This window comes from Streptomyces sp. NPDC001156 (genome assembly GCF_053598275.1).
On record NZ_JBSFJX010000073.1, the window covers coordinates 15871 to 42182 of the forward strand.

At 69.1% G+C, this 26312-nt stretch carries 25 protein-coding genes and 1 riboswitch; of the genes, 5 read left to right on the forward strand and 20 right to left on the reverse strand.

Annotation, left to right across the window (positions count from 1 at the left end):
- Positions 1-18: 18 nt before the first annotated feature.
- The 13 genes from ACWDA7_RS28505 to ACWDA7_RS28565 all read right to left on the reverse strand — a co-directional run bounded on the left by ACWDA7_RS28505 (position 19) and on the right by ACWDA7_RS28565 (position 15395).
- The gene (locus ACWDA7_RS28505; RefSeq protein ID WP_450607542.1) at positions 19-1314 is read right to left on the reverse strand and encodes a class I SAM-dependent methyltransferase; all 1296 of its coding nucleotides are present in this window, start codon (positions 1312-1314) and stop codon (positions 19-21) included.
- A gap of 328 nt (positions 1315-1642) precedes the next feature.
- Positions 1643-3025: an NAD(P)/FAD-dependent oxidoreductase gene (locus ACWDA7_RS28510; protein WP_359406617.1), complete on the reverse strand. Its 1383-nt coding sequence runs from the start codon at positions 3023-3025 to the stop codon at positions 1643-1645.
- Between the two features lie 505 nt (positions 3026-3530).
- A complete protein-coding gene (locus ACWDA7_RS28515) occupies positions 3531-4472 on the reverse strand; it encodes a Ppx/GppA phosphatase family protein (RefSeq protein WP_450607544.1) in 942 nt (313 codons plus the stop codon).
- The gene (locus tag ACWDA7_RS28520) at positions 4469-5074 is read right to left on the reverse strand and encodes a DUF501 domain-containing protein (protein ID WP_450607546.1); all 606 of its coding nucleotides are present in this window, start codon (positions 5072-5074) and stop codon (positions 4469-4471) included. The genes ACWDA7_RS28515 and ACWDA7_RS28520 overlap by 4 nt, the downstream gene beginning before the upstream one ends.
- Positions 5075-5348: 274 nt before the next feature.
- The gene (locus ACWDA7_RS28525; RefSeq protein WP_450607548.1) at positions 5349-5819 is read right to left on the reverse strand and encodes an FtsB family cell division protein; all 471 of its coding nucleotides are present in this window, start codon (positions 5817-5819) and stop codon (positions 5349-5351) included.
- Between the two features lie 99 nt (positions 5820-5918).
- Positions 5919-7205: a phosphopyruvate hydratase gene (eno, locus tag ACWDA7_RS28530; RefSeq protein ID WP_359406678.1), complete on the reverse strand. Its 1287-nt coding sequence runs from the start codon at positions 7203-7205 to the stop codon at positions 5919-5921.
- A 310-nt stretch (positions 7206-7515) separates the two neighbouring features.
- Entirely contained in the window at positions 7516-8196 is a 681-nt protein-coding gene (locus ACWDA7_RS28535) for a transglycosylase family protein (RefSeq protein ID WP_450607550.1), read from the reverse strand.
- Positions 8197-8200: 4 nt separating this feature from the next.
- A riboswitch (cyclic di-AMP (ydaO/yuaA leader) is annotated at positions 8201-8366 on the reverse strand.
- 199 nt (positions 8367-8565) lie between these two features.
- Positions 8566-9528 (reverse strand): transglycosylase family protein, encoded by a 963-nt coding sequence (locus ACWDA7_RS28540; protein WP_450607552.1) that lies wholly within the window; start codon positions 9526-9528, stop codon positions 8566-8568.
- Positions 9529-9718: 190 nt separating this feature from the next.
- Positions 9719-11026 carry a cytochrome P450 family protein gene (locus ACWDA7_RS28545; protein ID WP_450607553.1) on the reverse strand — a complete coding sequence of 436 codons (1308 nt, stop codon included), beginning with the start codon at positions 11024-11026 and terminating at the stop codon, positions 9719-9721.
- A 549-nt stretch (positions 11027-11575) separates the two neighbouring features.
- Positions 11576-12583: a nucleoside triphosphate pyrophosphohydrolase gene (locus tag ACWDA7_RS28550; RefSeq protein WP_450607555.1), complete on the reverse strand. Its 1008-nt coding sequence runs from the start codon at positions 12581-12583 to the stop codon at positions 11576-11578.
- Positions 12584-12683: 100 nt separating this feature from the next.
- The gene (locus tag ACWDA7_RS28555) at positions 12684-13337 is read right to left on the reverse strand and encodes a SurA N-terminal domain-containing protein (RefSeq protein WP_450607557.1); all 654 of its coding nucleotides are present in this window, start codon (positions 13335-13337) and stop codon (positions 12684-12686) included.
- Between the two features lie 230 nt (positions 13338-13567).
- On the reverse strand, positions 13568-14191 hold the full coding sequence (locus ACWDA7_RS28560; protein WP_450607559.1) for a hypothetical protein: 624 nt from the start codon (positions 14189-14191) through the stop codon (positions 13568-13570).
- Positions 14192-14567: 376 nt separating this feature from the next.
- Positions 14568-15395: a glycoside hydrolase domain-containing protein gene (locus ACWDA7_RS28565; protein WP_450607561.1), complete on the reverse strand. Its 828-nt coding sequence runs from the start codon at positions 15393-15395 to the stop codon at positions 14568-14570.
- A gap of 442 nt (positions 15396-15837) precedes the next feature.
- Between ACWDA7_RS28565 and ACWDA7_RS28570 the strand changes: the two genes are divergently transcribed.
- Together ACWDA7_RS28570 and ACWDA7_RS28575 are read left to right on the forward strand one after the other, a co-directional pair.
- On the forward strand, positions 15838-16560 hold the full coding sequence (locus tag ACWDA7_RS28570) for a hypothetical protein (protein WP_450607563.1): 723 nt from the start codon (positions 15838-15840) through the stop codon (positions 16558-16560).
- Positions 16561-16717: 157 nt separating this feature from the next.
- Positions 16718-17086, forward strand: a complete 369-nt coding sequence (locus tag ACWDA7_RS28575; protein WP_450607565.1) for a hypothetical protein — start codon at positions 16718-16720, stop codon at positions 17084-17086.
- Positions 17087-17118: 32 nt separating this feature from the next.
- Here the strand turns inward: ACWDA7_RS28575 and ACWDA7_RS28580 are convergent, their stop codons facing one another.
- Together ACWDA7_RS28580 and ACWDA7_RS28585 are read right to left on the reverse strand one after the other, a co-directional pair.
- On the reverse strand, positions 17119-18861 hold the full coding sequence (locus ACWDA7_RS28580) for an insulinase family protein (RefSeq protein ID WP_450607567.1): 1743 nt from the start codon (positions 18859-18861) through the stop codon (positions 17119-17121).
- 38 nt (positions 18862-18899) lie between these two features.
- Positions 18900-19856: a hypothetical protein gene (locus ACWDA7_RS28585; RefSeq protein ID WP_450607568.1), complete on the reverse strand. Its 957-nt coding sequence runs from the start codon at positions 19854-19856 to the stop codon at positions 18900-18902.
- Between the two features lie 267 nt (positions 19857-20123).
- Between ACWDA7_RS28585 and ACWDA7_RS28590 the strand changes: the two genes are divergently transcribed.
- A complete protein-coding gene (locus tag ACWDA7_RS28590) occupies positions 20124-20567 on the forward strand; it encodes a hypothetical protein (RefSeq protein WP_450607569.1) in 444 nt (147 codons plus the stop codon).
- A 69-nt stretch (positions 20568-20636) separates the two neighbouring features.
- Here the strand turns inward: ACWDA7_RS28590 and ACWDA7_RS28595 are convergent, their stop codons facing one another.
- Entirely contained in the window at positions 20637-20810 is a 174-nt protein-coding gene (locus tag ACWDA7_RS28595; protein ID WP_450607584.1) for an Imm1 family immunity protein, read from the reverse strand.
- Positions 20811-20907: 97 nt separating this feature from the next.
- Between ACWDA7_RS28595 and ACWDA7_RS28600 the strand changes: the two genes are divergently transcribed.
- Positions 20908-21180: a hypothetical protein gene (locus ACWDA7_RS28600; RefSeq protein WP_450607571.1), complete on the forward strand. Its 273-nt coding sequence runs from the start codon at positions 20908-20910 to the stop codon at positions 21178-21180.
- A gap of 249 nt (positions 21181-21429) precedes the next feature.
- On the opposite strand, the gene ACWDA7_RS28605 is transcribed toward ACWDA7_RS28600, so the two are convergent.
- On the reverse strand, positions 21430-21972 hold the full coding sequence (locus ACWDA7_RS28605; RefSeq protein ID WP_450607573.1) for a DUF6882 domain-containing protein: 543 nt from the start codon (positions 21970-21972) through the stop codon (positions 21430-21432).
- A gap of 230 nt (positions 21973-22202) precedes the next feature.
- On the opposite strand from ACWDA7_RS28605, the gene ACWDA7_RS28610 reads away from it, so the two are divergent.
- A complete protein-coding gene (locus tag ACWDA7_RS28610) occupies positions 22203-22640 on the forward strand; it encodes a hypothetical protein (protein ID WP_450607575.1) in 438 nt (145 codons plus the stop codon).
- Between the two features lie 439 nt (positions 22641-23079).
- On the opposite strand, the gene ACWDA7_RS28615 is transcribed toward ACWDA7_RS28610, so the two are convergent.
- The 3 genes from ACWDA7_RS28615 to ACWDA7_RS28625 all read right to left on the reverse strand — a co-directional run bounded on the left by ACWDA7_RS28615 (position 23080) and on the right by ACWDA7_RS28625 (position 25629).
- Entirely contained in the window at positions 23080-23946 is an 867-nt protein-coding gene (locus ACWDA7_RS28615) for a tetratricopeptide repeat protein (RefSeq protein ID WP_450607577.1), read from the reverse strand.
- An 862-nt stretch (positions 23947-24808) separates the two neighbouring features.
- Positions 24809-25252 carry a hypothetical protein gene (locus ACWDA7_RS28620; protein ID WP_450607578.1) on the reverse strand — a complete coding sequence of 148 codons (444 nt, stop codon included), beginning with the start codon at positions 25250-25252 and terminating at the stop codon, positions 24809-24811.
- A gap of 47 nt (positions 25253-25299) precedes the next feature.
- A complete protein-coding gene (locus ACWDA7_RS28625) occupies positions 25300-25629 on the reverse strand; it encodes a hypothetical protein (RefSeq protein ID WP_450607580.1) in 330 nt (109 codons plus the stop codon).
- Between the last annotated feature and the right edge of the window lie 683 nt (positions 25630-26312).

Genomic DNA, 26312 nt, shown 5'->3' on the forward strand with positions numbered 1-26312 from the left:
TCGTTGTACAGGCGAAGCTCACTCCTGCCAGGCGCGGGCACGGAGCGGCAGCCCGGAGGCACCCGACTCCGGGGTCCGTACCGCGAGCACCTGGTTGACGCCGATGCGGTTGCGTTCGAAGGCGAGTGCGGACGCGGCCATGTACAGCCGCCAGACGCGGGCGCGCCCGGGGCTGGTCAGCCGCTGCGCCTGCGCCCACTCGGCCTCCAGGTTGGCGACCCAGCGGCGCAGGGTGAGGGCGTAGTGCGCGCGCAGGGACTCCACGTCGCGGACCTCGAACCCGGCGCGCTCCAGCTGGGTCACCGTGGTGCCGATGGGGGCGAGTTCGCCGTCGGGGAAGACGTACGCGTCGATGAACGCGTCGACGGAGTACGAGGACTCGTCCCGTCGGGGCCGCCGTGCGATCTGGTGGTTGAGCAGCCGCCCGCCGGGCTTCAGCAGGGCGTACAGGTCGCTGGCGTACTCCAGATACCGCTCCGCGCCCACATGTTCGGCCATCCCGATGGAGGAGATCGCGTCGTACGGGCCGTCGACCACATCGCGGTAGTCCTGGACCCGGATCTCGACGAGATCGGTGAGGCCCTCGTCGGCGACCCGCTTACGGGCGTACGTGGCCTGCTCCTGGGAGAGGGTGACACCGACGACGCTCACCCCGTACTCGCGGGCGGCGTGCAGGGCCATGGAACCCCAGCCGCAGCCCACGTCGAGAAGACGCTGACCGGGCTTCAGACCGAGCTTGTGGCAGACCAGTTCCAGCTTGTCGCGCTGGGCGTCCTCGAGGGTGTCGTCGGGCGCGGCCCAGTAGGCGCAGGAGTACACCATGGACGGGCCGAGGACGATCTCGTAGAAGTCGTTCCCGACGTCGTAGTGGTGGCTGATCGCTCGCTTGTCGCTGCGCCGGGTGTGCAGATGGCCGCGGGCCCTGCGGACCTCCTCGCGGGGCGGCGGGGGCGGCGGGAGGAAGCCGGCCAGCTTGGCGAGGCCGCCGGCGGCGGCGCGGACCTCGGGGTCGCGCACGGCCCGGGCGAGGGAGCGGGCGTCCTCCCCACGGTCCCAGATCAGGCCGGCCATGAGGTCGAGGGCGGTGTACAGATCGCCGTCGATGCCCAGGTCCCCGGCGACCCAGGCCCGGGCCAGACCCAGCTCTCCCGGTTTCCACAGCAGACGGCGCAGAGCGCGGCGGTTGCGCACCACGAGGGCCGGAGCCCCGGGCGGGCCGGCCTCCGAACCGTCCCAGGCGCGAATGCGCACCGGAACGGGAACTCCCAGCAACTGTTCGACGAGGCTCATCAACCGCGGCGCGGCGTCGGCCATGGTGCACACCTCCGTGACGGGGATCCCGGAATGTCCAACACCACGTAAACACTTGCGGGGCCGCAAAGCAGTCCCCCGTTGGCGTTACAGCTGGGCAAAATGCCCGTGTGGGCCAAGTGCCGGGGCCCTTCCGGCCGCCGACTGCGCACGGCGCGGGCACCGCCGACCGGGTCTCACGGCCGGTCGCCGCCGCCGCGGACACAGTCCGGCCGCGGTCTCATGGGCCGCGCACCGCCGTCACGGACGGGGCTGCTCCGGCGACGCCGAAGGGGCCGCCCGCACCACGGATGGCGGGCGGCCCCTTCGGGTGTTGCCGTGTGACCCGGGGTCAGGAGGCCTTGGCCTTCTCCTCGGGCTTGCTCGCCGCGGCGACCGGCGCCGGCTTGGCGGCCTCGTAGAACTCCTCGCGCGGCGACTCGATCGCACCGAGCGAGACGACCTCGCGCTTGAGGAACATGCCGAGCGTCCAGTCCGCGAAGATCCGGATCTTCCGGTTCCAGGTCGGCATCGCCAGACCGTGGTAGCCGCGGTGCATGTACCAGGCGAGACGGCCCTTGAGCTTGATCTTCATCTTGCCCATGACGATCATCGCGACGCCCTTGTGGAGGCCGAGGCCCGCCACCGCGCCCTTGTTCGCGTGGCTGTAGTCCTTCTGCGGGAAGCCCCGCATACCGGAGACCACGTTGTCGCCGAGCACCTTGGCCTGACGCAGCGCGTGCTGCGCGTTCGGCGGGCACCAGGCGTTCTCGTTGCCCGCCTTGCGGCCGACGAGGTCCGGCACCTGTGCGTTGTCGCCGGCAGCCCAGATGTAGTCCGTGCCCTGCACCTGGAGCGTGGCCGCGGTGTCCACGTGACCGCGCGGGCCGAGCGGCAGACCGAAGCGGGCGAGCGCCGGGTTCGGCTTGACGCCTGCGGTCCACACGATGGTGTTGGAGTCGACCTCGAGGCCGTTCTTCAGCACCACGTGGCCGTCGACGCAGGACTCCATGGAGGTGGAGAGGTAGACCTCCACGCCGCGGCCCTCGAGGTGCTGCTTGCCGTACTGGCCGAGCTTGGGACCGACCTCGGGCAGGATCTTGTCGGCGGCGTCGACCAGGATGAAGCGCATGTCCTCACGGGACACGTTCCGGTAGTACTTGGCCGCGTCGCGGGCCATGTCCTCGACCTCACCGATGGTCTCGGCGCCGGCGAAGCCACCGCCGATGAAGACAAAGGTGAGCGCCTTGCGGCGGATCTCCTCGTCGGTCGTGGAGTCGGCCTTGTCGAGCTGCTCGAGGACGTGGTTGCGCAGGCCGATGGACTCCTCGATGCCCTTCATGCCGATGCCCTGCTCGGCGAGGCCGGGGATCGGGAAGGTGCGGGAGACCGCGCCGAGCGCGATGACGAGGTAGTCGAAGGGCAGCTCGTACGCCTCGCCGACGAGCGGGGCGATCGTGGCGACCTTGCGGTCCTGGTCGATGGTGGTGACCCGGCCGGTGAGGACCTCCGCCTTCGGCAGCACGCGTCGCAGCGGGACGACGACGTGCCGGGGGGAGATGCTGCCGGCGGCGGCTTCGGGGAGGAAGGGCTGGTAGGTCATGTACGAGCGCGGGTCGACAACCGTGACGGTCGCCTCGCCGTAGCGCATCTTCTTGAGAATGCGACGAGCTGCGTACAGGCCTACGTACCCACCGCCTACTACGAGGATCCTGGGACGCTCCGTGGTGCTCATGGCATCGAGTATCCACCCGCCCCCAGGGGGTCGCTCGTGCGCCCCTTCACAAGCTTATGTGAGGTGTCTGCTACACTCCGCCGCTCGCGTGATGGAGGTCATGGCGCCACCCCGGAACCACGGTGTAGGGCCGACCGTTGCCAAGGCCGTGTGAGCTGCCCGTCAAGGCCTTCGGCGAGTCTCTGCGGGGGTCCGTCACCGGGCCTCTGCGCACCCCCGGGGACACCCGCGAAACCACTCCGCAAGGGCCCATTGGTCCCCCGTATGGCCCCATGGACCCAAAGCGCCGCCCAGCAGGGGTGATTTCCTTGTGAAGAACTTCACGAAGTTTCTGGCCGGCATTTCGCCGAGGGGCCCCGGCAGCCCCCTCAGGTGCGCTCATACGTTACCGGACTCGCTCAGAAGAGGCTACCGGCGAGTAGGAAGAGTCGTCGCGCACCCCTCCTGAACACACGTCAGAACCCTTCGGCCGCCTGTTTCGCCCCGCACGGCGGAGCGGTCGCGGTCATGCGAGGGACCAGGCGATTCCATCAAGGATGTCGTGCTCGCTGACCACGACCTCGGCCGCTCCGATCCGCTCCATGATCGCGAGCAGTACGAGGGCGCCGGCGCCGATCACATCCACGCGGCCCGGGTGCATGGAGGGAATCGCCGCGCGCTCGGCATGTGTGGACCTCAGCAGCCGCTCGGTGATCTCCCGGACCTGGTCACGGGAGATCCGGGAGTGGTGGATCCTCGTGGAGTCGTACTCCGTCAGGTCGAGGGCGATCGCCGCGACGGTGGTGACCGAACCGGCGAGTCCGACGAGTGTCCGCGCCTCGACGAGCGGCACCGTCTTCTCCACCAGGTCCAGCGCGGCCTCGATGTCGGACCATATGGCGGCGATCTGATCCTCCGTCGGGGGGTCGGTGACGGCGCCGTCCCGCACGAGGTGACGCTCCGTCATCCGCACGCAGCCGATGTCGACGGACCGCGCGGCACGCGCATGCTCCTCGCCGACGACGAACTCCGTGGAACCGCCGCCGATGTCCACCACCAGGAAGGGCTTGGCCAGGTCCTCGCGGCCCACGAGTTCCTTGGTCGCGCCGGTGAAGGAGAAGTCCGCCTCCTGGTCGCCGGAGATCACCTCGGGCTCGACACCGAGGATCCCCAGCACGCCCTGGACGAACTCGTCCCGGTTCTCGGCGTCCCGGGAAGCGGACGTGGCCACGAAACGGACGCGCTCGGCGCCGTACTCCTTGATGACCTCGGCGTACTCCCGGCAGGCGGCGAAGGTGCGCTCGAGGGCCTCAGGTGCGAGCCGGCCGGTCCGGTCCACGCCCTGTCCGAGCCGGACGATGGTCATCCGCCGGTCCAGTTCGCGGAGTTCGCCGGTGGCCGGGTCCGCGTCCGCGACCAGGAGCCGGATGGAGTTCGTACCGCAGTCGACGGCGGCGACGCGTGTCACTTCTCGTCCTCCTCATCTTCGACGGGCTTGGCGGCGAACCAGCCGGTGCCCGACGTGTCCACGTCCCCCTCGTCACCGGACGGCGCGCCCGCCGGCGTCACGCACGAGCCCTTGCGCCACCACTCGGACAGCATCGCGATCGCCTCGTCGCCCAGCGGATTGACGCCCGGTCCCGCGACCAGGGAGTGCGCCACGAGCACGTGCAGGCACTTCACCCGGTCCGGCATGCCGCCGGCGCTCGGGAAGCCCTCCAGGACCTCGATGGCGTCACGGCGGGCGATGTAGTCCTCGTGCGCCGCGCGGTAGGCGGCGGCCAGTTCGGGATCGGCGGCCAGGCGCTCCGTCATCTCCTTCATGACGCCGTTCGCCTCCAGCGTGCCGATCGCGGAGGCGGCGCGCGGGCACGTCAGGTAGTACGTCGTCGGGAAGGGTGTGCCGTCGGGGAGGCGCGGCGCCGTCTCCACGACGTCGGGCTGCCCGCACGGGCACCGGTGCGCGATCGCGCGCAGCCCGCGCGGGGAGCGCCCGAGCTGCTGCTTGATGGCCTCGACGTCCGCGTCCGTGGGCTCGGTGCGCGGGGTGGGCGGCGGGGGCATGTCCATGGCTGTCTTTCAGACTGTCTTTCTCATCGGTGCGCTGGTTCGTCCGGTCACTGGGTCAACGGGCGCAGCGGCTCTCGGGTTCACGGTCGGCTCGTCGGTCGCGGGCGGCTCTCCGGTGCGGGTCGGGACGGCGCTTCACTTGTCCATCGGTTCACGACGGTCCATCGGTTCAGGTCCGCTCTGCCGTCCAGGATGCCAAGTCGAGGAGGGCGGCTCAGCCGTGCAGGGCGCATCGGCGGTTCGCCCGCCGGCGGGTTCGGCGCGGCGCCGCCGTTCACGGCTTGTCGGCCTTGTCGACCCCGTCCCAGATGTTCGCGTACCAGGGGCGCGCCGCCATCGCACGGTCCGCGCGCGCCCGCTTGGCGGCGTCCGGGTCGATCACGATGTAACCGGTCTCCCCCGGCATCACATAGTGCAGCCGCAGCCGGATCTGCTGCTCCGCGTAGGCGTCGTCCTGCCAGCGAGCCTTGAGGTCGCGCAACTGCTCGACCCGCTCACGGGCCTGCGCCTGCTGCTGCTCCAGGTCGGCGATCTCGGCGCGCTGGGAGACGTACTGCCTTATCGGGTAGGCCAGCGCCAGGACCAGAGAGCACAGTACGAGGGCGAGCAGCGCGGCCCGGCCGGTGAGCCGGGAGCGCCGCGCCTGCCGCTTGGTCTGGGAGCGGTAGACCCGGGCCGCCGTCTGTTCCCCGAGCAGCCGCAGCCTGGTCGCGGTGGAGAACCGGTCGCCGTCCTTCCCGGCCATGTCTCCCGCCTCCCCTTCATACGTGCGTACGTCCCCGCACACGGTACGGGACCGGGTACGGGGACGTACGGACGACCGGCTAAGGCGTTCTCAGCGCACTCAGCCCTTGAAGCGCGGGAAGGCGCTGCGGCCGGCGTACACCGCGGCGTCGTCCAGGATCTCCTCGATGCGCAGCAGCTGGTTGTACTTGGCGACGCGCTCGGAGCGGGCCGGGGCGCCGGTCTTGATCTGGCCGCAGTTGGTGGCGACGGCCAGGTCGGCGATGGTGACGTCCTCGGTCTCGCCGGAGCGGTGCGACATCATGCACTTGAAGCCACTGCGCTGGGCCAGCTCGACGGCGTCCAGGGTCTCGGTCAGCGAGCCGATCTGGTTCACCTTCACGAGCAGGGCGTTGGCGGTGCCCTCCTCGATGCCGCGGGCGAGGCGCTCGGGGTTGGTGACGAACAGGTCGTCGCCGACCAGCTGGACCTTGTCGCCGAGCTTGTCGGTAATGACCTTCCAGCCGGCCCAGTCGTCCTCGAACAGCGGGTCCTCGATGGAGACGAGCGGGTAGGCCGCGACGAGCTCCTCGTAGTACTCCGTCATCTCGGCGGCGGAGCGCTCCTTGCCCTCGAAGAGGTACTTGCCGTCCTTGTAGAACTCGGAGGCGGCAACGTCGAGAGCCAGGGCGATCTGCTCGCCGGGCACGTACCCGGCCTGCTTGACGGCCTCGAGGATGAGGTCGAGGGCCTCGCGGTTGGAGCCGAGGTTCGGGGCGAAGCCGCCCTCGTCACCGAGGCCGGTGGACAGGCCCTTGGTCTTCAGCACCTTCTTCAGGGTGTGGTAGACCTCGGCGCCCCAGCGCAGGGCCTCCGAGAAGGACTCCGCGCCGATCGGGGCGATCATGAACTCCTGGATGTCCACGTTGGAGTCGGCGTGCGAGCCGCCGTTCAGGATGTTCATCATCGGCACCGGCAGCAGGTGCGCGTTCGGGCCGCCCAGGTAACGGAAGAGCGGGAGGTCGCTCGCCTCGGAGGCGGCGTGGGCGACGGCGAGGGAGACGCCGAGGATGGCGTTGGCGCCGAGCGAGCCCTTGTTGTCGGTGGCGTCCAGGTCGAACATCGCCTGGTCGATCAGGCGCTGCTCGGTGGCGTCGTAGCCGACGAGCTCCGGGCCGATCTGCTCGATGACGGCGAGGACGGCCTTCTCGACGCCCTTGCCCTGGTAGCGGTTGGGGTCACCGTCGCGGAGCTCGATGGCCTCGAAGGCACCGGTGGAGGCGCCGGACGGGACGGCGGCACGACCCGTGCTGCCGTCGTCGAGGCCAACCTCGACCTCGACCGTGGGGTTGCCGCGGGAGTCCAGGATTTCCCGGGCTACGACGACGTCGATGGACGGCACGAGCATCTCCTTCATGGATGTGACGCTGAGAGTGCGGGGCACCTTGCGACTAGAGCCTATCCGTCCCGGGTGGGCGGCCAGCCGACCGACCGTCCAGGACAGGGTGACGGTACACATTGTTCCTACTCGGAACAAAGGAGGAGAGGAAAGCCCGGTGAAAATCGCACGGCGCGCAGGCAAAAAGGCCCCGCTCCGGTGCGTACGGGGGAACACGCACCGGAGCGGGGAGCCCGTGGGGACGGGGGTGGATCTCACGTGACCCCCACCATGGAGGTCACGTCTGGGGGGACCCTGTGAGCCGGCTGCCCGGCAGCTGTCACTTCAGGTGCAGCTGCTGACCCGGGTAGATGAGGTCGGCGTCCTTGACGATGTCCTTGTTCAGCTGGAACAGCTTCTTCCAGCCGCCCTGGACGTGGTGCTTCTCGGCGATCGAGCTGAGGCTGTCACCCTTGACGACCTTGTACTCGCCGTCGCCCTTCTTGATCTTCTGGCCGGTCGGGGTGGTGACCGTCTTCTGGGGAGCCGGGCGCTGCGCGGAGCGGTTGGCCGTCTGCTCACCGGTCGAGCGAGTGGTCGTGGCGCTCTTCGCCGAGTTGTTCGTGGAGGCCGCGGCGCCGTTGTAGGGGGCGCTCGACAGGCCCTTGCCGCACACCGGCCAGGCACCCTTGCCCTGGCCTGCGAGGACCTTCTCGGCGACGGCGATCTGCTGGGCCTTACTTGCCAGGTCCGCACGCGCGGCGTAGGCGGTGCCACCGTAGGCGGCCCAGGTGGAGTTCGTGAACTGCAGGCCACCGTAGAAACCGTTGCCGGTGTTGATGGCCCAGTTGCCGCCGGACTCGCACTGGGCGACGGCGTCCCACTCGGCCGAGGTGGCGGCCGAGGCGTTGCCGGCCGCGAGCAGCGGAGCGGCTATGGCGGCGCCGGCGACGCCGGCGAGTGTGACGGCGCGAGTGGCCTTGGACGGGCGGCGGTGCTTGCCCTTGCCGGAACACAGCATGGTTCGATCCCCTCACCGACGCCTGCGAGGTGAGCTGTCGGGTTCGGGCCGGTTGAGTTGCCCGGCCGCGCACGACGTGGTGCGCGGCTTCACCCCGAGCCGTCCCGGTCAATGTCCGGGCGCGGCGCTTACCTTGGGTCCCCCGCTCCTGCCTACGGCGCTTGACGCGTCGACTGTTCCCACACGGCCGCTGGCAGGATTCGGCGTTGCGACCGTGGGGGCCCGCTGTGGCGAGCGGACACGACCGTAAGCAGTCGATCCGCGGAATTTCAAAGACGATCAGGGCTTATGAGACTCATATCTCACTCTCGCCAAATCAGACATTCGCCACGAACCAGGGCATGAAGTCCCCTGGAACGGCAAGGCAGTTCACTGCTGCCCGGCGTCGGATTCGGTACCGATCTCAAGGTTCTGACCGGGGAGAATGAGGTCGGGGTCGGCGCCGACCGTCTTCTTGTTCGCGTCGTACAGCTTGGCCCATCCGCCCTTCAGGTCAAGGGAGTCGGCGATGGCCGTCAGATTGTCCCCGGGCCGGACGGTGTACGAGCCGTCGGCGACGTCGCGCCCGGCGCTGGAGCCGCGCGAAGCGTGCCGGGCGGCCGAGTCGCCCGCACGGTCACCCGCCGCACTCTCGTCGGCGCTGCTCCCGCGATGACGACCGGCCCTCGAAGAGGTGTCGCTCTGCCCGGACTTGTCCGACTCGTCGCTCTTCGTCGCTTCAGTGGACGCGTCGCCGTCACCCTGAGACCCCGCCGATCGGGAAGCACCCTTGAAGGACTTCTCACTCGCCCCGGAGGAAGGCGACGAAGAGGAGGAGGCGGACGAAGAAGGCGATGAGTGCCCCGAAGTGGTCGATCCAGACGACTCGGACAGTCCGGAGTCCATGCCGTAGCCGGAGGAGGACCCGCCGTCGGAGGATTCGCCCGCGAGGCCGGTGTCGACGTGCGCGGAGGCCGAGTCCTCACTCAGGCCGGCGACCAGACCGCAGGCGGACCAGACGGAGACGCCCTGGCCGTCGAGGATCCTCTCGGCGACGGCGATCTGCTGGGAGCGGCTCGCCTGGTCGGCCCTGGGGGCGTAGTCGAGGCCGCCGTACTCGTCCCAGTCCTGCTGCGTCAACTGGAGCCCGCCGTAGCGGTCGTTGCCGGTGTCCGCGCTCCAGGAGCCTCCGCTCGCGCACTCCGCGACCCGGTCCCAGGTGATACCGGAGGCCGCGCTCGCACCGGTGGCGCCCAGCAGCGGGATCGCGATCGCTGAGCCGGTCACCCCTGCCGCGACAAGGAGAGCCGGAGCCTGGCGGGGGCGCCGGTGACGGCCGTTCCCGGAGAGCATGCGCTTGCCTTTCACACGACAGCAGGGACCGGCGCGACGGTTGAGGCATGTCGTCGCGCTGCTGCGTGAAGGTAGCGCCAAGCGATCACTTGTCACAAGTTAATGCAGCGCAGATCACGTGAAGATCACAGAGTTGAGTGCGTGTCACCTTTCCGGGACCGACTACGGGACCGCCCGCGTGATCGCCGCGTCATCCTCCGGAATCGGCGCCAGACGGCCGTCGCACATCACGATCCGTCGCGAACTTTACGGGCAAAGTTCGCAATCCCCGCATGATGAGTCCGCCGCGCCAGCGCAAGTCGACCGGGTCCGCCCCGAGTTCCAGATCGGGCAGCCGGATGAGGAGCGTGGCGAGGGCGGTCTGCCCCTCGAGGCGGGCGAGGGGGGCGCCGAGGCAGTAGTGGATGCCGTGGCCGTATCCCAGATGCTGGTTGTCGCGGCGGGAGAGGTCGAGCACATCGGGATCGGCGAACCGCTCCGGGTCCCGGTCGGCGGCCGCCAGCACGACGAGCACCGGATCGCCGGGGGCGATGTCCTGCCCGCCGACGGTGAGCGGCTGGGTGGCGAACCGCCAGGTGGCCAGCTCGACCGGGCCGTCGTAGCGGAGGAGTTCCTCGACCCCCGTCTCGAGCAGCCCGCGCTCCCCACGGGCGAGGGAGGCCTGCAGCCAGGCACGCTGCTCGGGGTGGGTGAGGAGGGCGTACGTCCCGTTGCCGATCAGATTGACCGTTGTCTCGAACCCGGCGAAGAGCAGGATGAAGGCCATGGCGGCGGCCTCGTTCTCGGTGAGGTGCTCGCCGTGGTCGGAGGCGCGGATGAGCCCGGAGATGAGGTCCTCACCGGGGCCGGGCGCATCGGGCAGAGCTTCGCGCTTGCGGTGGATGAGGTCGGCGAGATAGCCGCGCATCTTCTTGACGGACCGGGCGACCCCGCCCCGGGGTCCCCCGCCGTGCCGGATCATCATCCCGGCCCAGTCCCTGAAGTCGTCCTGGTCCTCGCGGGGGACGCCGAGCATGTCGCAGATGGCGTAGATGGGGAGCGGGAAGGCGAACTCATGGATGAGATCGGCGGAGCCGCGTTCCGCGAAGCGGTCGATGAGCTGGTCGGTCAGCTCCTGCACCCGGGGTGTGAACTCGGCGACGCGACGGGGGGTGAAGGCCTTGGAGACGAGCCGCCGCAGCCGCGTGTGGTCCGGGGGATCGATGTTGAGCAGGTGCGTCATCAGCTCGGCCTTGCGCTCGCCGGGGATGCCGGTCTTGCCCTTGGCGTGCGCGGGTTCGTCGTGGTGCGCCGGGTTCTTGCTGAGCCGCTGGTCGGCGAGGGCCTGCTTGGCATCGGCGTACCGGGTGACCAGCCAGGCCTCCACCCCGCTCGGCAGTTTCGTCCGGTGCACGGGAGCGTGCTCGCGGAGCCAGGCGTAGGCGGGGTAGGGGTCGGCGGCGAACTCCCAGGTGAAGAGTTCGGGCGCCGAGGGCTGGGGACGGGACGGGCTGGTCACACTTCGACGGTATCCGGCAGACCGAGCCACGCGTCGGGGCCCTTCCCGACGGCCTTGCGCCCGGATCGGCTGCCGACGTCGCCTTGCTGCGGCTTTGACCGATCCGGTCGCGGGCCCGACGCCGGGCCGCGCCCAGGAACCGCACACCGGGCAGCACCACCGCCGTCATGCCGCCACCGACCACGGACCGGCGCAGAGGCCCGCCCCAGGAACCGCACACCGGGCAGCACCACCGTCATGCCGCCACCGACCACGGACCGGCGCAGAGGCCCGCCCCGGGAACCGCACACCGGGCACCACCGCCGTCATGCCGCCACCGACCACGGACCGGCGCAGAGGCCCGCCCCAGGAACCGCACACCGGGCAGCACCACCGCCGTCATGCCGCCATGGACCCCGGACACGCCCGCTCCGTGTCCGCATGCCTGGCAGCAGCACAGCCCCGTGCCGGCATCAACATGGACCCGGCCCCGGCACGCCCCCAAGAACCGCGTACCCGACAGCCCGCGGTCCCTAGCCGCCTCCGCCCCGGGCCCGGGTCAGCGACCCCTCAGTCGTCGCCCTCCGCTCCCCGGATCGCATCCCGGTACGCGCGGGCCGCCGCTCGTAGTGCTGCCTCCGGGTCCACGCCCTCCGACTCCGCTCGCGTCGCCATCACCAGGAGTTCGTAGCCGATGCCCTCGCCCTGCGGAAGCGGGACGTCGAGGCCCGCTGTGCGGGCGCGGGACGACAGCTTGGCCGCCAGGGCCAGACCCGGCTGGCCGAGCGGAACGCCCTCCGTCACCGATGTGCGCCGCTTTTCGATCGCCTTGGTGCGTAGCCAGTGCTCCTTGACCTCCTCCGGCGTCGTCGCGGTCTCGTCGCCGAAGACGTGCGGGTGGCGGTGGATCAGCTTGGCCACGATGCCGCCCGCCACATCGTCGATGGAGAACGGCGCGTCCTGGTCCTCCTCGGCTATGCGGGAGTGGAAGACGACCTGGAGCAGGACGTCGCCCAGTTCCTCGCGCAACTCGTCGCGGTCGCCCGCCTCGATCGCCTCGACCAGTTCGTACGCTTCCTCGATGCCGTACTTGGCCAGTCCCTCGTGGGTTTGCTGCGAGGACCAGGGGCACTCGGCGCGGATGCGGTCCATGACCTGGACGAGGTCGAGAAGACGAGCGCCGGGGAGGTCGTACGACGCGGGGAGCAGCTCCAGCTCGGGCATCCGTACCCGGCCCGAACCCGCAAGCCGGGCCAGGCCGTCGGTGAGCTGCGGCTCGCCCTCGCCGGTCGCCACGACGGCCACCGTGTGCCCGCCGGCGCAGGCGTCGACCAACTCCTGCGCGGTCGGGGCGGCCTCCTCGACCGCTATGCCCGCCTCACGCAGATAGGGCAGCTGGGGGTGTGCGCCGTCCGCACACAGGACCCGGTCGGCGTCGCGCAGGGCCTGCCAGGCGGGCCAGGACAACAGCCCGGGCGCGACCCGGTGGCTGGTGGTGAGCAGGACGATTCGGCCGACGGCCGCGTCGGGGGCATCGGTCGCGTGCGGACCGTCGTCGCGAGGGCTGGTTGCGTTCACCCTTCGAACGTAACGCACGCCACTGACGTCCCCGGGCTTTGTCCACAGGCCGCCCGACGGCCTCGGCACGGCACCCGACGCCCCCCGAACCGCACCCGCGCTACGCCGTCCGCTGCGTCGCCGCCGAGGTGACCTCCTTGACCCAGGGGGTAGGCACGTCCACCCGGCTGCTCTTCTGCACATCCCAGGCGCCATAGCGCGGATTGAGGTCGACGTGGAGTTCCTTCGACGCCTCGGTCATGGCCTTCCAGAACACGGTCTTGCCGTCGGCCGTGCTCATGTCGGCGCCGAGCGCGGCGGCCAGCTTCTGCGCTTCGACCTCCGTGCGGAGGCTGTCGTCGAGACGCCGGGGTGCCACCCCGTACTGCTGCAGCCACGCCGACTGCAACGCCTTCGCGCCGCCCGCCTGCTGCTCCAGGCTCGAGCGCATCTGCTCGACCTCGCTACGGCTGACGCTCACGCCGGCGTTCTTGGCCGCGCGGTCCAGGACCCGGTCGAGAACGAGACTGTGGAGTGTGTCGCGGGTCAGACTGCTCGTCTGGGCGACCGCCTGCTGGTACTGGGCGTCGTCCGTGGCGGCGGCGCGCTGGGCCGCACGCACCTCGTTCACCCGGCTCTCCAGCTGGGAGACCGTGATCCGCTGCCCTCCGACGACGGCCGCGGAACCCGCGTGGGCCGGTCCGCCGCACGCGCTGAGAAGGGGAGCCGCGGCCAGGGCGGCGATGAGGGCGATCGCGGTGCGACGACGGTGCAAGGTGGCCTCCTGAGGAGATTGTGCGGCGGTGCACAAAGTCTTGCGATGATCGATGGTAGGCAGTGGCCAGGCTCTGGCCAACCCATTCGAACCAACGATTCCAACTGACTTCGGGCACCGTGGCACGGCGGGTCCGTCCCCGCCTCCGCCCCGGGCGAGTGCGTCACCCCTCCGTGCCGGGCGCGTGAGTCACCGCTCCGACCGGGCAAGTGTGTCCGCGCTCCGGCCGGTCAGGACAGCCCGTCCACCGCCCGCTCGACCGCTCCCGCGACGTCGGCGCGCAGGCCGTCGCCGGTCTCGATCCCGGTCACATTGGCAGCCGGCTTCTCACCGCCCCCGGTACCGACGAGCACGAACCCGACCTTCCGGTACTGCGGAGCCGTCTGCGCGGCAGCCGTGACCTCGGGGCCGCCAACGGCGAGGAGGACGTCGCAGGAACCCTGGAGCAGACCGTTGAGGTAGGGACGGGCGTTCGCCGCACTCTGTTCACCGGCCACCGACGTGTAGCTGACGCGCGCGTGGGTCTTGAGCGATGCGTCCTGCATGCCCTGCCAGACCGTGGCGGCCGTCTCCCCGGTGATGCCCTTCTTGTCGGTGAGCAGGCAGGCGTCGACGTCGTTGTAGTGCCGGGCCCGGGTGTCCGGGACCGGTGGCCGGTCGTCCTGCCCGGACAGGAGCGCGATGACCACGGCGACCGCGACGACGACGGCCACGGACCCCGCCGCCAGCGCGATGGTGCGCCGGCGCAGCGAACCCAGCCACGTCGCCGCCGCACGGCCCATGGCGGTGAGCCGCCCCTCCTGCGGCGCCTTCGCAGGCCGCGCCTGGGACACCTGCCTGACCTGTTTGACCACCGATTCCCTACTCTTCTGCTTTTCTGCGCGGTCGCCGCCCGCGCGCCTCAGCGACGACCAAGCCGCCGGGTCACACCGTCCGCACGTACACCACGGTGCGGGCCACCGGCGGCGGGACGAGCAAGATCAGCGGGCCAGCGGCCGCGAACAGCGGCCCGTGGGTGGTCGACCACCCACCAGGGCCACCTGTCCGCTCGCCGACCCACAGCGGGGCCGGCAGGAACGACGGGACGCGACACAACGGCCTCGGACCGTCCACGGGAAGGGCCGTGACGCCGCCCCCCACCGCGCACGGCCGGAGCAGCCTCACCGCCCTCCCGGGCATCGGGGCGACGCTCGTGTCCCGTCGCTCAGCCGTACGTGCCGGCCCTGCCCGTCAGCCCGTGATGGCGACGGGCGCGTCCCAGGCGTCACGGTCCACGGTGATCGTGTAGCCGTTCCGCGTCTCCTTGCTGTTGACCATGTACTGGTGGGCGCGGCTGTGGTTGGTGAACTGGGACGAAGCCCAGGGCCAGTCCGTGGTGGTGGTGTTCTGCTTGTCCCACAGGGCGTACCAGAGGTTGCCCGGCAGGTCGGTCTTGTTCGTCGCGGTGGCGATGGCCTTGGCGCTGGAGCTGGTGAAGCCGTAGAAGCCGGCGCGGTACGTCTTGGCGTGCAGCTGCTTGTCGAAGGCGCGCACGTACGTCAGCACCGCGTCGTTGCACGACTTGTTGGTGGTGTCGTACGGCTCCATGTCGAGGTAGATCGCGCTGCCGGCCTTCATGCCGAGCGCCGACGCCTTGGCGACTGCGTCCGAGGCGTCGCTCGTGCCGAGGGAGGCGGCGTTGGAGGCGGTCATCTTCTCGGGGTTGGTGCCGGTCTGGCAGGACGGCTGGGCCCCGACGTAGATCGGGATGAGCTTCCAGCCGAGCGAGCTGACCGACTTCACCCAGGAAGCGGTGAGGTTGGGCTGGCTGCAGCCGCGGTTCTTGCCGCCGACGTACACGGCGGCCGCTCCGTACAGACCGCCCTTCCAGGCCTTCATCGCGGAGAGCGAGGGCGCGGTGCAGGTGTCGAATGCGCGGCCCGTGTACGTCTTCTGGGCGGGCCAGGTCGTGGCGGCCATCGACGACTGTGCGGCGATCCCGGCGCCCGCGATCACCGCGGTACCGGCCACGGCCCACGAGATGTACCTGAACTTCTTCGACTGCCGATGGCCGGCCATCCCCACCCCAATTCAGACAGGCGGCACGCACACGGCGTCCGCCGGAAGAAAAGTCCTGAGTCCCCCGGGAGCGGTGCGAGCCCGGTACGGCGACGCCCGCAAGTAAGTCCGGAGACAGCGGAAGCGTACGCGTACGCAAGGGACTTGAGCGCCCGAAGTGGATGGCACCGTAACCGACAGCACCCTTGCAATCGGAAAACGGGGTCCCTTGATCACCACAAGAATCCCTCACGGCACGGCAAAAACTTCCGCCCCCGGGAACGATGCCTCCGCGAACCACCTCCACAGCCCGGACTTGGCGAACGCTTGATCTTCCGTAGACGTGTACATGACCTGCGCACCGATCGAGCCCCATAGGGTCCGTCAGGCCCGGTGATCATCATCAGACCGGGCTGCTTCGGCTCTCCAGCTCTCCAGCTCTCCAGCTCTCCAGAAGGACTCCATGCGCACCCCGTCGCGTGCCGTCAAGGCACTCGTTCTCACCGCACTCCCCTTGGCCCTGGCCCTGACAGCCTGCGCCTCCGGCTCGTCCGACCCCTCCGCGGATGCGGCGAAGCCGAAGCAGATGGCGAGCAAGGACCCCGACGCGGGTCTGCTGACGGGCACGCAGCTCAAGAAGGTCCTGGCACCGGCGTCGTTCTTCGCCACCGGCTTCGCCGTGGACCCGAGCGGCGCCCGGGACTCCGGCAGCACGTACGTGGAGCCGTCGTCCGCACCCGCGTCGTCGAAGCCGGACTGCACCAAGCTCAACGGCACCAGCTGGATCGCCGTCACCGGCCTCTCGGGCGTGTCCTTCGCGCAGAACGACTATGTCGATAAGAACACCTCCGAGGACATCGCACAGGAGGTCGACACGTTCCGCGGGGCGACCGCGGCGACGGTCCTGAAGGACCTGGAGCAAGTGGCCTCCGCCTGCGCGGCGTTCACCGACGACCAGACCCACTCGAAGGTGAAGGTGACCGGTCAGACGGCGTCCGGCCTCGGTGACGCCGCCTACACCGTCACCCTCACCGACAGCGCCTGGACGAACGGCACCACGCTCATCGCGGCCCGCGTCGGCACGAACGTCGTGACCGTGATGTCGACGGACGGGCACGACAACGGTGCGGCGACGGCGAAGAAGCTGACGCAGCAGATCGTGGGGGCCTTGCAGAAGACGGCCTGAGCGGCCCGGACTTCCTGATACCGCCGGCACACCCCGGCCCTCCTTGCGCCCGTCCGCCTCCCGCGGGCGGGCGCCACTGCTCTAGCCTTGCCCCCTGCGCTCTCTCCGCCTCCTCGGCGGCACATGGGCGGGCGTCGTGGCCGTGGGGGGGTTGGGGATGCAGAGGGAGAAGCGTGCGGAGGCCGGCTGGTTCCAGCGGATCGCCTGGTCGGTCCTCGTCTGGGGAACGCTGGGCCTGCTGGTGTGGGTGCCGTTCCTGTACGTGGCGATCCGCCGCGGGCGGCGGTCGGACTGGGGCGCCTTCGCGTCGTTCGTCCTCTACGAGGTCGTGACCCTGCCGTGGGCGGGCGCCCGGAGCGAGGGTGCGGGCGATCCCGTCCTCGGCGCGGCGGTGGTGCTGACCCTGCTGACGGCGACGGGGATGCTGCTGTTCGCCCTGTTCGACAAGCGGACACCCAAGGGCCCGGTGGTGTACGGGGTGCCGCAGGGGCCTCAGCCACTGCACGGGAATCCGTACCTGCGGTAGAGGCCACCGCTCCGTGCCCGTCCCCGCGCGGCTCACATCCGGCGAGTGCGCCGCAGGATCCGTACGGCGGGCCAGACCAGCAGGGCGGTGACGCCCCACAGGAAGCCCGCGATGGCGGCCCACTCGCCGGTGCTCGTCTCCGGATCACCAGCGCCGAACACCGTGAACGCAAGGGCCAGAAAGGCGCAGAGGCCGCCGAGGACGCCGAAGACGACGAGTGCCGCAGTCTGCCGTCCCGTCCGCCGGGTGGGGGCCGGGGTGGCGGACGTCCCGGTGCCGGTCCCGCCGTTCTCTCCGGGTGTGACGGCCGCTTCCGGTTGCGGCGACTGCTGCCGGGGCGGCAGCCACACCACAGCGGTCTGCGGCACGGCCGCATCGATGGCCGCCATCGTGTGCGCGTCGACACCGTGCAGGCCCGGCTCCACATCGACGACAATGCCGTCGGTCCCGACGAGCCGCCGCCCGCCGTCGGGCCAGCTCAGCATCGCGGCGCAGGCACTGTACAGAACGGTCGCCGCGCTCTCCGAACCGTCCTTGACCCGGACCGTCAGGCTCACGCCCTCGTCCCCCACCACCAGCGCCGGGCCGTCGTTGCGCACCGAGTCGAACCGCCGCCCGGTCACCGCGTACGGCGAACTCGTAGGGGCCTCCGTGTACCCCGCCCAGTCCGCACTGTGCCCCCCGGGCACCTGCATCAGGGCCGTCCCGGCGGCCTCCAGTGCCACCGTGTGCAGGTGACCCGGCGTCACCGCCCACAATTCTGATCTCAGTTCGTCCAGGCTGCGCGGCGGCCGCCCGGCGAGCAGGTCCTCCGCCGCTCCGGGCAGCCGTCGTGCGGCCGCGTCGGCTGCGGTCAACGCCCCGTCGGCTCGCGTGCGCACCGCCTCGAGGCCGGCCTGCCCGATCCGGCCCACCTGCATCCCGGCGAGGACGTCGATGAAGCCACCGAGCACCGCGTCCTGCTTGGCGGGCAGGGCGTCCGCGAAGGCCGTCACCAGAGCGAAGCCGTCACGGCGGGAGGCGTAGTCGGTGGCCGCCGTATAGGAGTAGCCGCCCTCCTGGCGCAGAGCACGGGAGAGTTCGCGCTCCAGGACGCCCGCGTACAGCCGGGCAGCGGTCGTGTCGGCGACGACAGCATCGAGCAGGACACCGCCCTTGCCGTCGGAGAAGTAGGCGGGCGTGACGGGCAGGGCGGAGGTGACGGCGGGCATGGGGCGACGCGGACCTGCGGGCAGTTTGAGCGTGAGCCCGGTCGGCAGGCGTTCACCGGCGATCCACAGCGCGGCGTTGCCCTGCGTGAACCAGGTCTGCGCCCAGTACCGTACGTCGTCCGGGCGCAGGTTCCGCACGCCCCACTCCGGGTAGCTGACCAGGCCATACCCCTGGGCCCCGTAGCGCCACAACGGGAGTTGGCCGACATCGCGCCGGGACTCCTCGGTACGCAGGATCTCCCTCTCGGTCTCCAGTCGCTCCATGGGCAGGTCGGTGAGGGAGGCGCAGACACCCTGGAGATAGGCGACGACCTCGTACTCGGCGCCCTCCACGTGGAAGTGGGTGAAGGCCCCCTTGGTCGCTCCGTTGAAGTGATAGTCGGCCAGACCCTGGCGGTGCAGGGCGAGGTGCTCGACAAGGTGCGTGACACCGGCCCGGCCGAGCGTCTCGTCCGCGACGCCGACACGGAAGACGAGCCCGGCGCGCACCGGCCCGGTGGCGTACGCGAAGAGGGTGGGTATGCCGTCGACCTCGGTGAGGTGGATGGCTGCCTGGGAATTCATCTTCGGCCTCTGTTCGGCGTGTTCGTGGGCATGGTCGGTCAGCCTCGGGCGAGGGCGGCGTCGCGGTGTTTGACGTAGGCCGCTGCGGCGTCGCCACCGAGGTAGGCCCAGGGGTACTCGGAGGCGAGGTTGCCGAGCGCGCGGAAGCAGGCGGCGGCCCGTGCCGTGTCCCCCATGAGAGAGAAAAGGGCGGCGAAATGGCCCTGAACGGTGACCCAGCCGTAGCCTCGCTGGAACTGCGGATGGAGCGCGGACCGCTCGGCGGCCTCGACGACTTCGGCCTGCACATGCCCCTGCCGCAGGTACTCCTCGCGCTCCTTTCCCCGCAGCGCCAGCCAGTGCTCCATGTGCACCTCGGCCACCATCCCGCCGTTCAGCGCGCCCTCGGGCGCGTTCAGCAGGCACTCCCGGGAGAAGGCGTGGGCAGCCTCCCAGCTCCCGCTCCACTTGGGGCACAACTGCTGGAGCAGTCCGCCCTGGCCGCTGAAATGGTGTGGGTGGTAGGCGGCCAACCGGTCGTATCGGCGCCGCGCCTCGTTCTGCCCGAGCTGCAGGCCCTTGGCGGTGGTGATGCGTCTGGCCCAGGCCGCGTCGAACGACGGATCGAGCGCGGTGGCTCGTATCAGGACCTGCTCGGCCTGCCGAAGGTGCGCGTGCAGCCCGGCGAACTGTTCGCGGCTGACGTGCTCGGCGCGCGCCGCGGTCCTGATCTCCCAGCCGATGTTCACCTCGCGGGTGCCGAGGACGGTGAGCGCGAGCACGTCGTCAGGCGCGGCGGTGAGGAGTTCGCGCATCCACTCCTCGACTCCCTTCGCCTCGGACAGCACACCGACGGCGAAACTGCGAGGCGTCTCCGCTGGCAACCCGTCGACGTACCGCCGGATGGACGCCCAGTCCCACGCTGCGGCGGCTTGCCGCAGCCAGGCGGCCTCGGGGAAGGCGGAGGCGACCTCGAAGTCGGGAGGCGGCAGGGCAGAGGCGGAAGCGAGCGACATGCGGCGGATATTAGGCGAGGCCTGTGACAACGCGATTCTCCGGGGAGAGCCGAGCCCGGCAAGGCAGAAAGACGACTGTGACTTGACCATCCCCTTACCCACCGGCCAACTCGCGTTCACCGGGCCTCCATATTGTCCGCCCGTCTCCATCGGCGCGCCCAACTGGTCGCGGCTGTCCACTGACGTCTCGTCAATCGGCCGTTCGGCACATCACTGAGCCGACCTGCGCGCCCACTCCACCGTTCCCGCTCTGACCCGGAGTCCTCCATGGCCGTCAACGCCCGCCGCACCAGGCAACTGCTGGACGCTGCGGCCCCCTTGCTGCTCCAGGGCGAGCAGGTCGAACTCACCACCTTGGCGGGCGTCGGCTCGGTCTCCGTCCGCAGGCAGGCGCTCACCGCGGCCCTGGTCGGCGTCCTCAGCGCGGGCACCGTGATGGCCACGGTCACGCCCCGGCCGCTGTACATAGTCCTGACCGACCAGCGTCTGCTCTTCTTCGACGGAAACCGCGGCGGAAAGCCCGGCAAGCTGGTCATCAACCTCCCACGCCCGTACGTCTCCGCGGGCGGCTCGAAGAAGGCCTTCCTGGGCCTGCAGTACGTCACCTACCTCACCCTGGCCGGCCAGGAGCGGGGCCTGAAGGTCACTTTCCCGGTCCAGCACCGGGGGGACGGGCCACGGTTCACTTCGGGATTGCCGGTGACGCGCTGAGGGGGTGGGGGAGGCCGCCTGGACTCACTCGACGGGTGCTTGAGCATGTAGACGAGAAACCCTGATTCGCTACTGATCGAGCTTCAGGCGCTCCCCGTTGATCTCACCGCGAACCCAGTAAATGCATTCTGGTCGATCACCCGCGCCTGTTCGACAGAACTCCTCCAAGGCTGCGTGAACTTGGGTAACAGGAAGCGTGCTTCGAGGGTAGGTGCGCCCCGCCCCGACTACTGCTCCTTCTATCCCGAAATCGTGTTCCTGTTGTGCGTGCCGGAAATGTCATCCGCGCTGGTCAGCCGACTGGCAAACCCGGAGCGCACGAGTGGCATGATGATCGTTCGTGCTGCTGCGCCTCGCCTGTCTTGCCGTCACGAACGCCTTCGCCGCCCTACGACTGCTGCCGATCACCGATCACAACAAGGACACCGAGATCCTGGCCCTACGCCACCAGCTCACTGTGCTTGAGCGGCAACTCGGCGCGGAAAGGGTCAGGTTCACTCCCGTCGACCGGGCCTTCCTCGCTGCCCTACGGGTTGCCGACCGGCGTACCGACGTACGGCCGGCCGGAGCGGTTGCTTTCCCCCTTAGCCACGCCAGATTGAGCAGGCCCTGACCCTCCCCGCCAGCACCGCTTTAGGAGCGAGGTTGGCAGTCACGCGCCTGACCTGCGGGTTCCCTGTCTTGGACGGAGTCCGGCGGCCGTACCCTTGCACACCCCTATGCTCCGTGATTCCCCGCCCGTTCTGGCACGAGAGTGGCACAGAGCCGTGCACTGGTGACCCTCTCGATGCGAACTACAGGCGGGGCGGTCGCTGAGGTCATGTGCGCTCGTCACGGAGTCGCTCGTGGTTGCCCCCGGGCGCTAGTTGATGTTGATATTGAAGGTGGAGACGCTGCCATCGGCCTTCGCCAGGGTCACCGGCCCGAACGTGATGATCACCGAGGAGTTACCTCCCGGCCCCTTGTAATAGCCGATCGCCCCGGTGATCCGGACAGCGACGGCCACGAGGGTCGAAGCAGCCTGTTCGTCGACGTTGACCTTGGGCTGGGCCAGCGCAGGATGCCCGTTGGCTTCCGCCCAGTCGCAGAAGCTGCGGGAGTCGCGGCTCATGTCGGGGAGGATGCTCTGGTTGGCCCAGGCCCACAGCCACGAACCCGACCTTGGACTGAAGCTGCCGAGGATCTGCGCAGGCGCAGTCGCGGTCTTGTCAGGGAAGGTCCAGGTGATGATGCCGGTCGTCTGGTCCAGGTCCCAGCGATCCGCCGAGCCCAGGCCCCAGGACATGTGGGCACGACCGAGTTGTTCGATCATGTCCTCGCCCTGCAGCACGAGCACACTCAGGTCTGCTCGTTCCCCCGCCTGAGCAGCGCTCTCCGCCTTATTGGCCCTCTTGAACATTCCCATGCCGCGGAGTCTGCCAGACGCCCCTGACCAGTCGACGACGACCTCTCTCGCCTGTCGCGTCGGCACCGACAAGGGGGTTGGGGAATTACGTGATCGTCCACAGTTGGCGTCGATCCCCTGCAGTCGGGGTGGTTGCTGTACTTCTCTGCCGTACAGCAGGGATCAGCAGACCACTCCTGGCCACTCTCGATGCCTGTTGATCGTGCGACTCGGCATGCCAGACTGCGGTCGTGGAGGAGATCTACCAACTGTGGTTGGCAGCCGCCCCGAGCCCCATACCCGAGGACGAGGCTCGGATCTATTGGAATTGCAAGGACGATCCGACCCCAGCTTTGGACGAGGGCTTGCGTTGCGCCTCCTACCTATACGCCGGTTCCTGGAGTGCCGAGCACGAGCCAGAGAACCTGCATGCGGGTGAAGGGCAGTGTCCCGCCAACCGGCTGTTCAGCTGGCTTTTCTACATCGGGACGATAGATCGCTATCAGGCGCCGTTGCTCGACGACGAGCTGATGGTCAGGTTGGTCGAGCTCTACCGTCCGCGTCCCGGTGACCTTCCAGCCGACGCGATCGAGCTTCCACGCTTGGAGAGCTTTCTCCGCCAGCACTTGAGGCTGTACCTGCTCCCTCAGGAATCGAGCCGAGAGGTGTACGACCAGATGCAGCACTGAGGTCGGCGGAGCCCGCGCGGTGTCGTCCGTCTACCGAGGCCGGCGCCACCGATTTTGCACTCTGGCTTGGTTACCTCTTCTTGCCCTGGGTCTTGCCGGGGATCTCGACGACCTGCGTTTTCCCTGCTCAGGGGCGGTGGGCTCGTGCGCCTGGTGGTCATCGTTGGTCGTCATTGGCTGCTGTCGAGCGACCTCGGACGGCCCAGAGACGGTCCGGCCTGGGCCGACTGACGCCCTGCACGGCTCCTACTTATTCGGGACGAAGCGGTCGCTTCGTTAAGGTGCGCCGCGTGCCCCACCATACCCACGCCGACGTGTGTCAGCACCCACCAGGACGGTTGAGTATCTGTCCCACGTCAGAGGCTTGGTGTGCGTTGGTCTACGTGACCACTGCGCGGCACGATTCTCTTGATCCACTCCCCGCTCACTCCCCGGGGGCTCACCCAAACAGCTCCAGTCCGTTCCAGCTGCGTTCGCCGCCCGTCGCCCACGCATCCAGTAGCTGCCGGGCCTCGGTCTCAGGGGCGGCCAGCCAGACAGTCTGTGAGCCGCCGTGTGTCGGCACGCTGGCCTCATCCCAGTCGACCCGACCCTCGCTGCAGCATGCGCACAGCATGTGGAAACTGCTCGCCGGCTCGGCGCCGAAATCCTGCGCGAAGAATGAAGCCACCAGGGCGTCGACGTCGGATGCATCCGCTGCGCTTACGGTCGCATGCAGCGTCGGCAGCGAAGAGGCCTCGAAGAGCAACAATTCGTCGAAGACAGCGACGCTCTGGCCGTTGTACGTCCGCTCGCCAGTCGGCTCCCCATCGTGCACGACGATCTCGCCGAAGCGACGGCCTTTCGTGGCAGGGACGTTCATCACGCGCCCTCGCGTCGGGCAGAGCCGCTGGATCCAGACCACCTCACGCTCGCCACCGGTGTCCAGCCGTACGCACGCCGGGCCGAAGGCGCCGTTGATCTCCCCCTCGCCCTCCGGCATCGGGATCCCGAAGCCCTCCCAAGCGTCACGGGCGGTCGGCCAGTCACGCTGGATCGTGGCAGCGACCCCCAGGTTCCAAAACGTCGGGTCCTGCTCGCCGCGCGGCGAGCGGGCGGCAGCCTCACGGCCGAGTTCGTAGGCCTTTGCCCAGTTACGCAGAAATTTGTACGCCAGTGCTGCGTCGTACCACCACACCGCGCTGGGGCCCTCGTCCGGATAGTGAGCAAGGACCTGCTCGTACAGCTCGGCGGAACGCAGCCACTCCTCCGCATCCCACATCTCGCGAGCCCGTTCCAGCACCTGCTTCGCCTCGGACTTCTCCACGCCCCTGCCCCTCCCTCTGACCAGGGAGGGAGTTTCGCACGACGACTGAAGGGGTGCTGGAAGGGGGGGCGAAACGGTTGCGTCCAGGGAAGTGGTGTACGGGTTCGACCTGATCCGGGTCCAGCGAGTCAGGCCGGTAGCAAATTTGCTACCGGCATCTGACCTTGTACTTCAGCGTCGGGGTGGCGGGATTTGAACCCACGACCTCTTCGTCCCGAAGCAACTTGGGTGAGCGCTTGACCTTGGGTCGGTGTCCCTCTCACCTGCTGTGACGGTCCGCAGACGTCCGCGGGTGTCCGCCGCTGTGCGTCGGCGTTGTCACGCAGTTAGACACTCACCCGCCCAACCCGACCAGGCTCTTGGAAGATGCGGGCACACCCCAGCAGGCTGGAGCAGCGGGTCCGCAGGGCTTCCGTGACAGGCCGCCGGGTGTTGTAGTCGTCCGCGCTCGTTGCCGTCAGCGTTGCCGTCACTGCCGTCCGGCCCTCGATACGTGACCACCGCTTTACAAGTTCCCGCCTGGGGGTCTCCAGGCCGGGCGCTCGGGGCTGAGTCCACGCTCGGGAAGTGCGCGGGTGTTTCCCGTGATACGGCATCACTCCAGATCCGACGCCGGTCTCGTTTGTCCCTCAGACGATGACATTCAGCTACGACGGCAGGTGCGTCAACCGATCAGGAGCGCGTGTCTCGTGGCGCCGCCGTCGGCCTCAACCACGCTATCGGGGTGCGTCATCAACCAAGGCAACTCGTGACGGTCGCCCCGTGGCCATGAGGTTGCAGGTTTCCGGCGGTGCCGTACTTCGATGTCCGTACAAGCCGGGTGCCTCCCGACAGCGATGCCGGGAGGCACCCCGTGTTGCTCTCACGTGGCGTCGATCTGCCAGGCAATCACACCAGTTGATCCCTCAACACCGTCGACGTCGATGCGGACCGTCCTGTCCGCGACGATTCGCTGCTGGACGACGGACTCATCGCACGGCACCGTAACCTCCTTGCCGGCGCTCGCAGGCGCGAACTTCAACTGCGCGCTGCCGCTGCCGGCGCAGACCAAGTTGAGCCGGTAGGTCTTGCCCTTACCCAGTGCGGGCTCAGTGTGGATGCCGTCGGTCACCCGCTCCGCGCCGGCCTCGACCAGCGTCCCGTCGTGAACGGCCGCAAGGGCCGCCTGAGCCTGCTCGGTGAGCTTCCTCTCCGACGGCTCGGTTGCCGTTCGAGTCGAGCTCGACACAGGCGCCGGTGAAGAGCTCGTGTCCTTACCCTCATCGTTGCCGGACGTAGTGCACGCCGTGATCAGGAACGCCGACAACAGGACGGCACCTGCGGCGAAGCGGGTCGCCCGCGGGCTTGGATGAATCATGTCGTGGTTTCCCAGTACTTCCAGCCGGTCTCGGATGTGGGCAGCGTCGCCGTACCGTGGCCGATCTCGACGCCATTGCAGCCGTCACCAGTGGCCCGGTACTTCTTCCACGTCACCTTGTAGCCCCAGAAACCGTACTGCAGGTGCCCGTACTTACCCCGGGCGATGTTGCGCGTGTAGGTGTGTCCCGTCGCGACCGAAATGCTACCGGCGATCTTGTAAGTGATGGACGACTTGGCCGCTGCGACGACCAGATTCGCCTCGCCGGAGACCGTGCCGCTCACTTCTGCCGTGATGGTCCCTGTCTTGGTCACGCTGACGGTCATGGATCCACCCGGACCGTCTTTGTACTTGGTGCCGTTCCACCATGACGGCACGTGGTAGGCCTTCTTCGACGTGATACTGATCCACGTCGAGGGGCCATCGCACCGATACGGCTCTATCTGGTGAACCGGCTGCTCAGTGTCGTCCTCCCAGCCCAGTCTGTCGTTGATGTCCTGCGTCTGGTCGGCTGCTACGGCCGTGTCGTCAGCCGGTACTCCGCAGCGACGGCAGTACCCGCAGCCCCAAAGCAGAGAAGCAGTGCAGCAGTGGCAACGCCGGTCACAGCGCGCCGAGAGCTGATGCCCATGTGACACTTTTCCGGTGGACCGCCCCCGTGGCGATCAAGCACTTGAACACTACGTTTGAGGCATGTACGCGACAAGTTCTGGATTCATGTTCTGAGCGAAAATTGAGCTGGAATCAATCGCCCCAGCCACGACGTGCCCCTCCGGTGGTCTGCCCGGGCAGCCCCGTTCTGCCGCCTCCTCGACAACGTGGCAAATGTGCGTGCCAGGGCCCGACTCTCCGACAGGATCCGAGACGCTCTCGACAGCGGCTGGCACCTCACCGACACTGATCGGCGTAGGGGACAGCGGGATGTGGGTCGCAGCTTTCACCGGCGGCACGGCCGTCTTCGCGAGCTGGGTGACCAACCTGGGGAACGTGCGAGCCGCCCGGGTCCAGG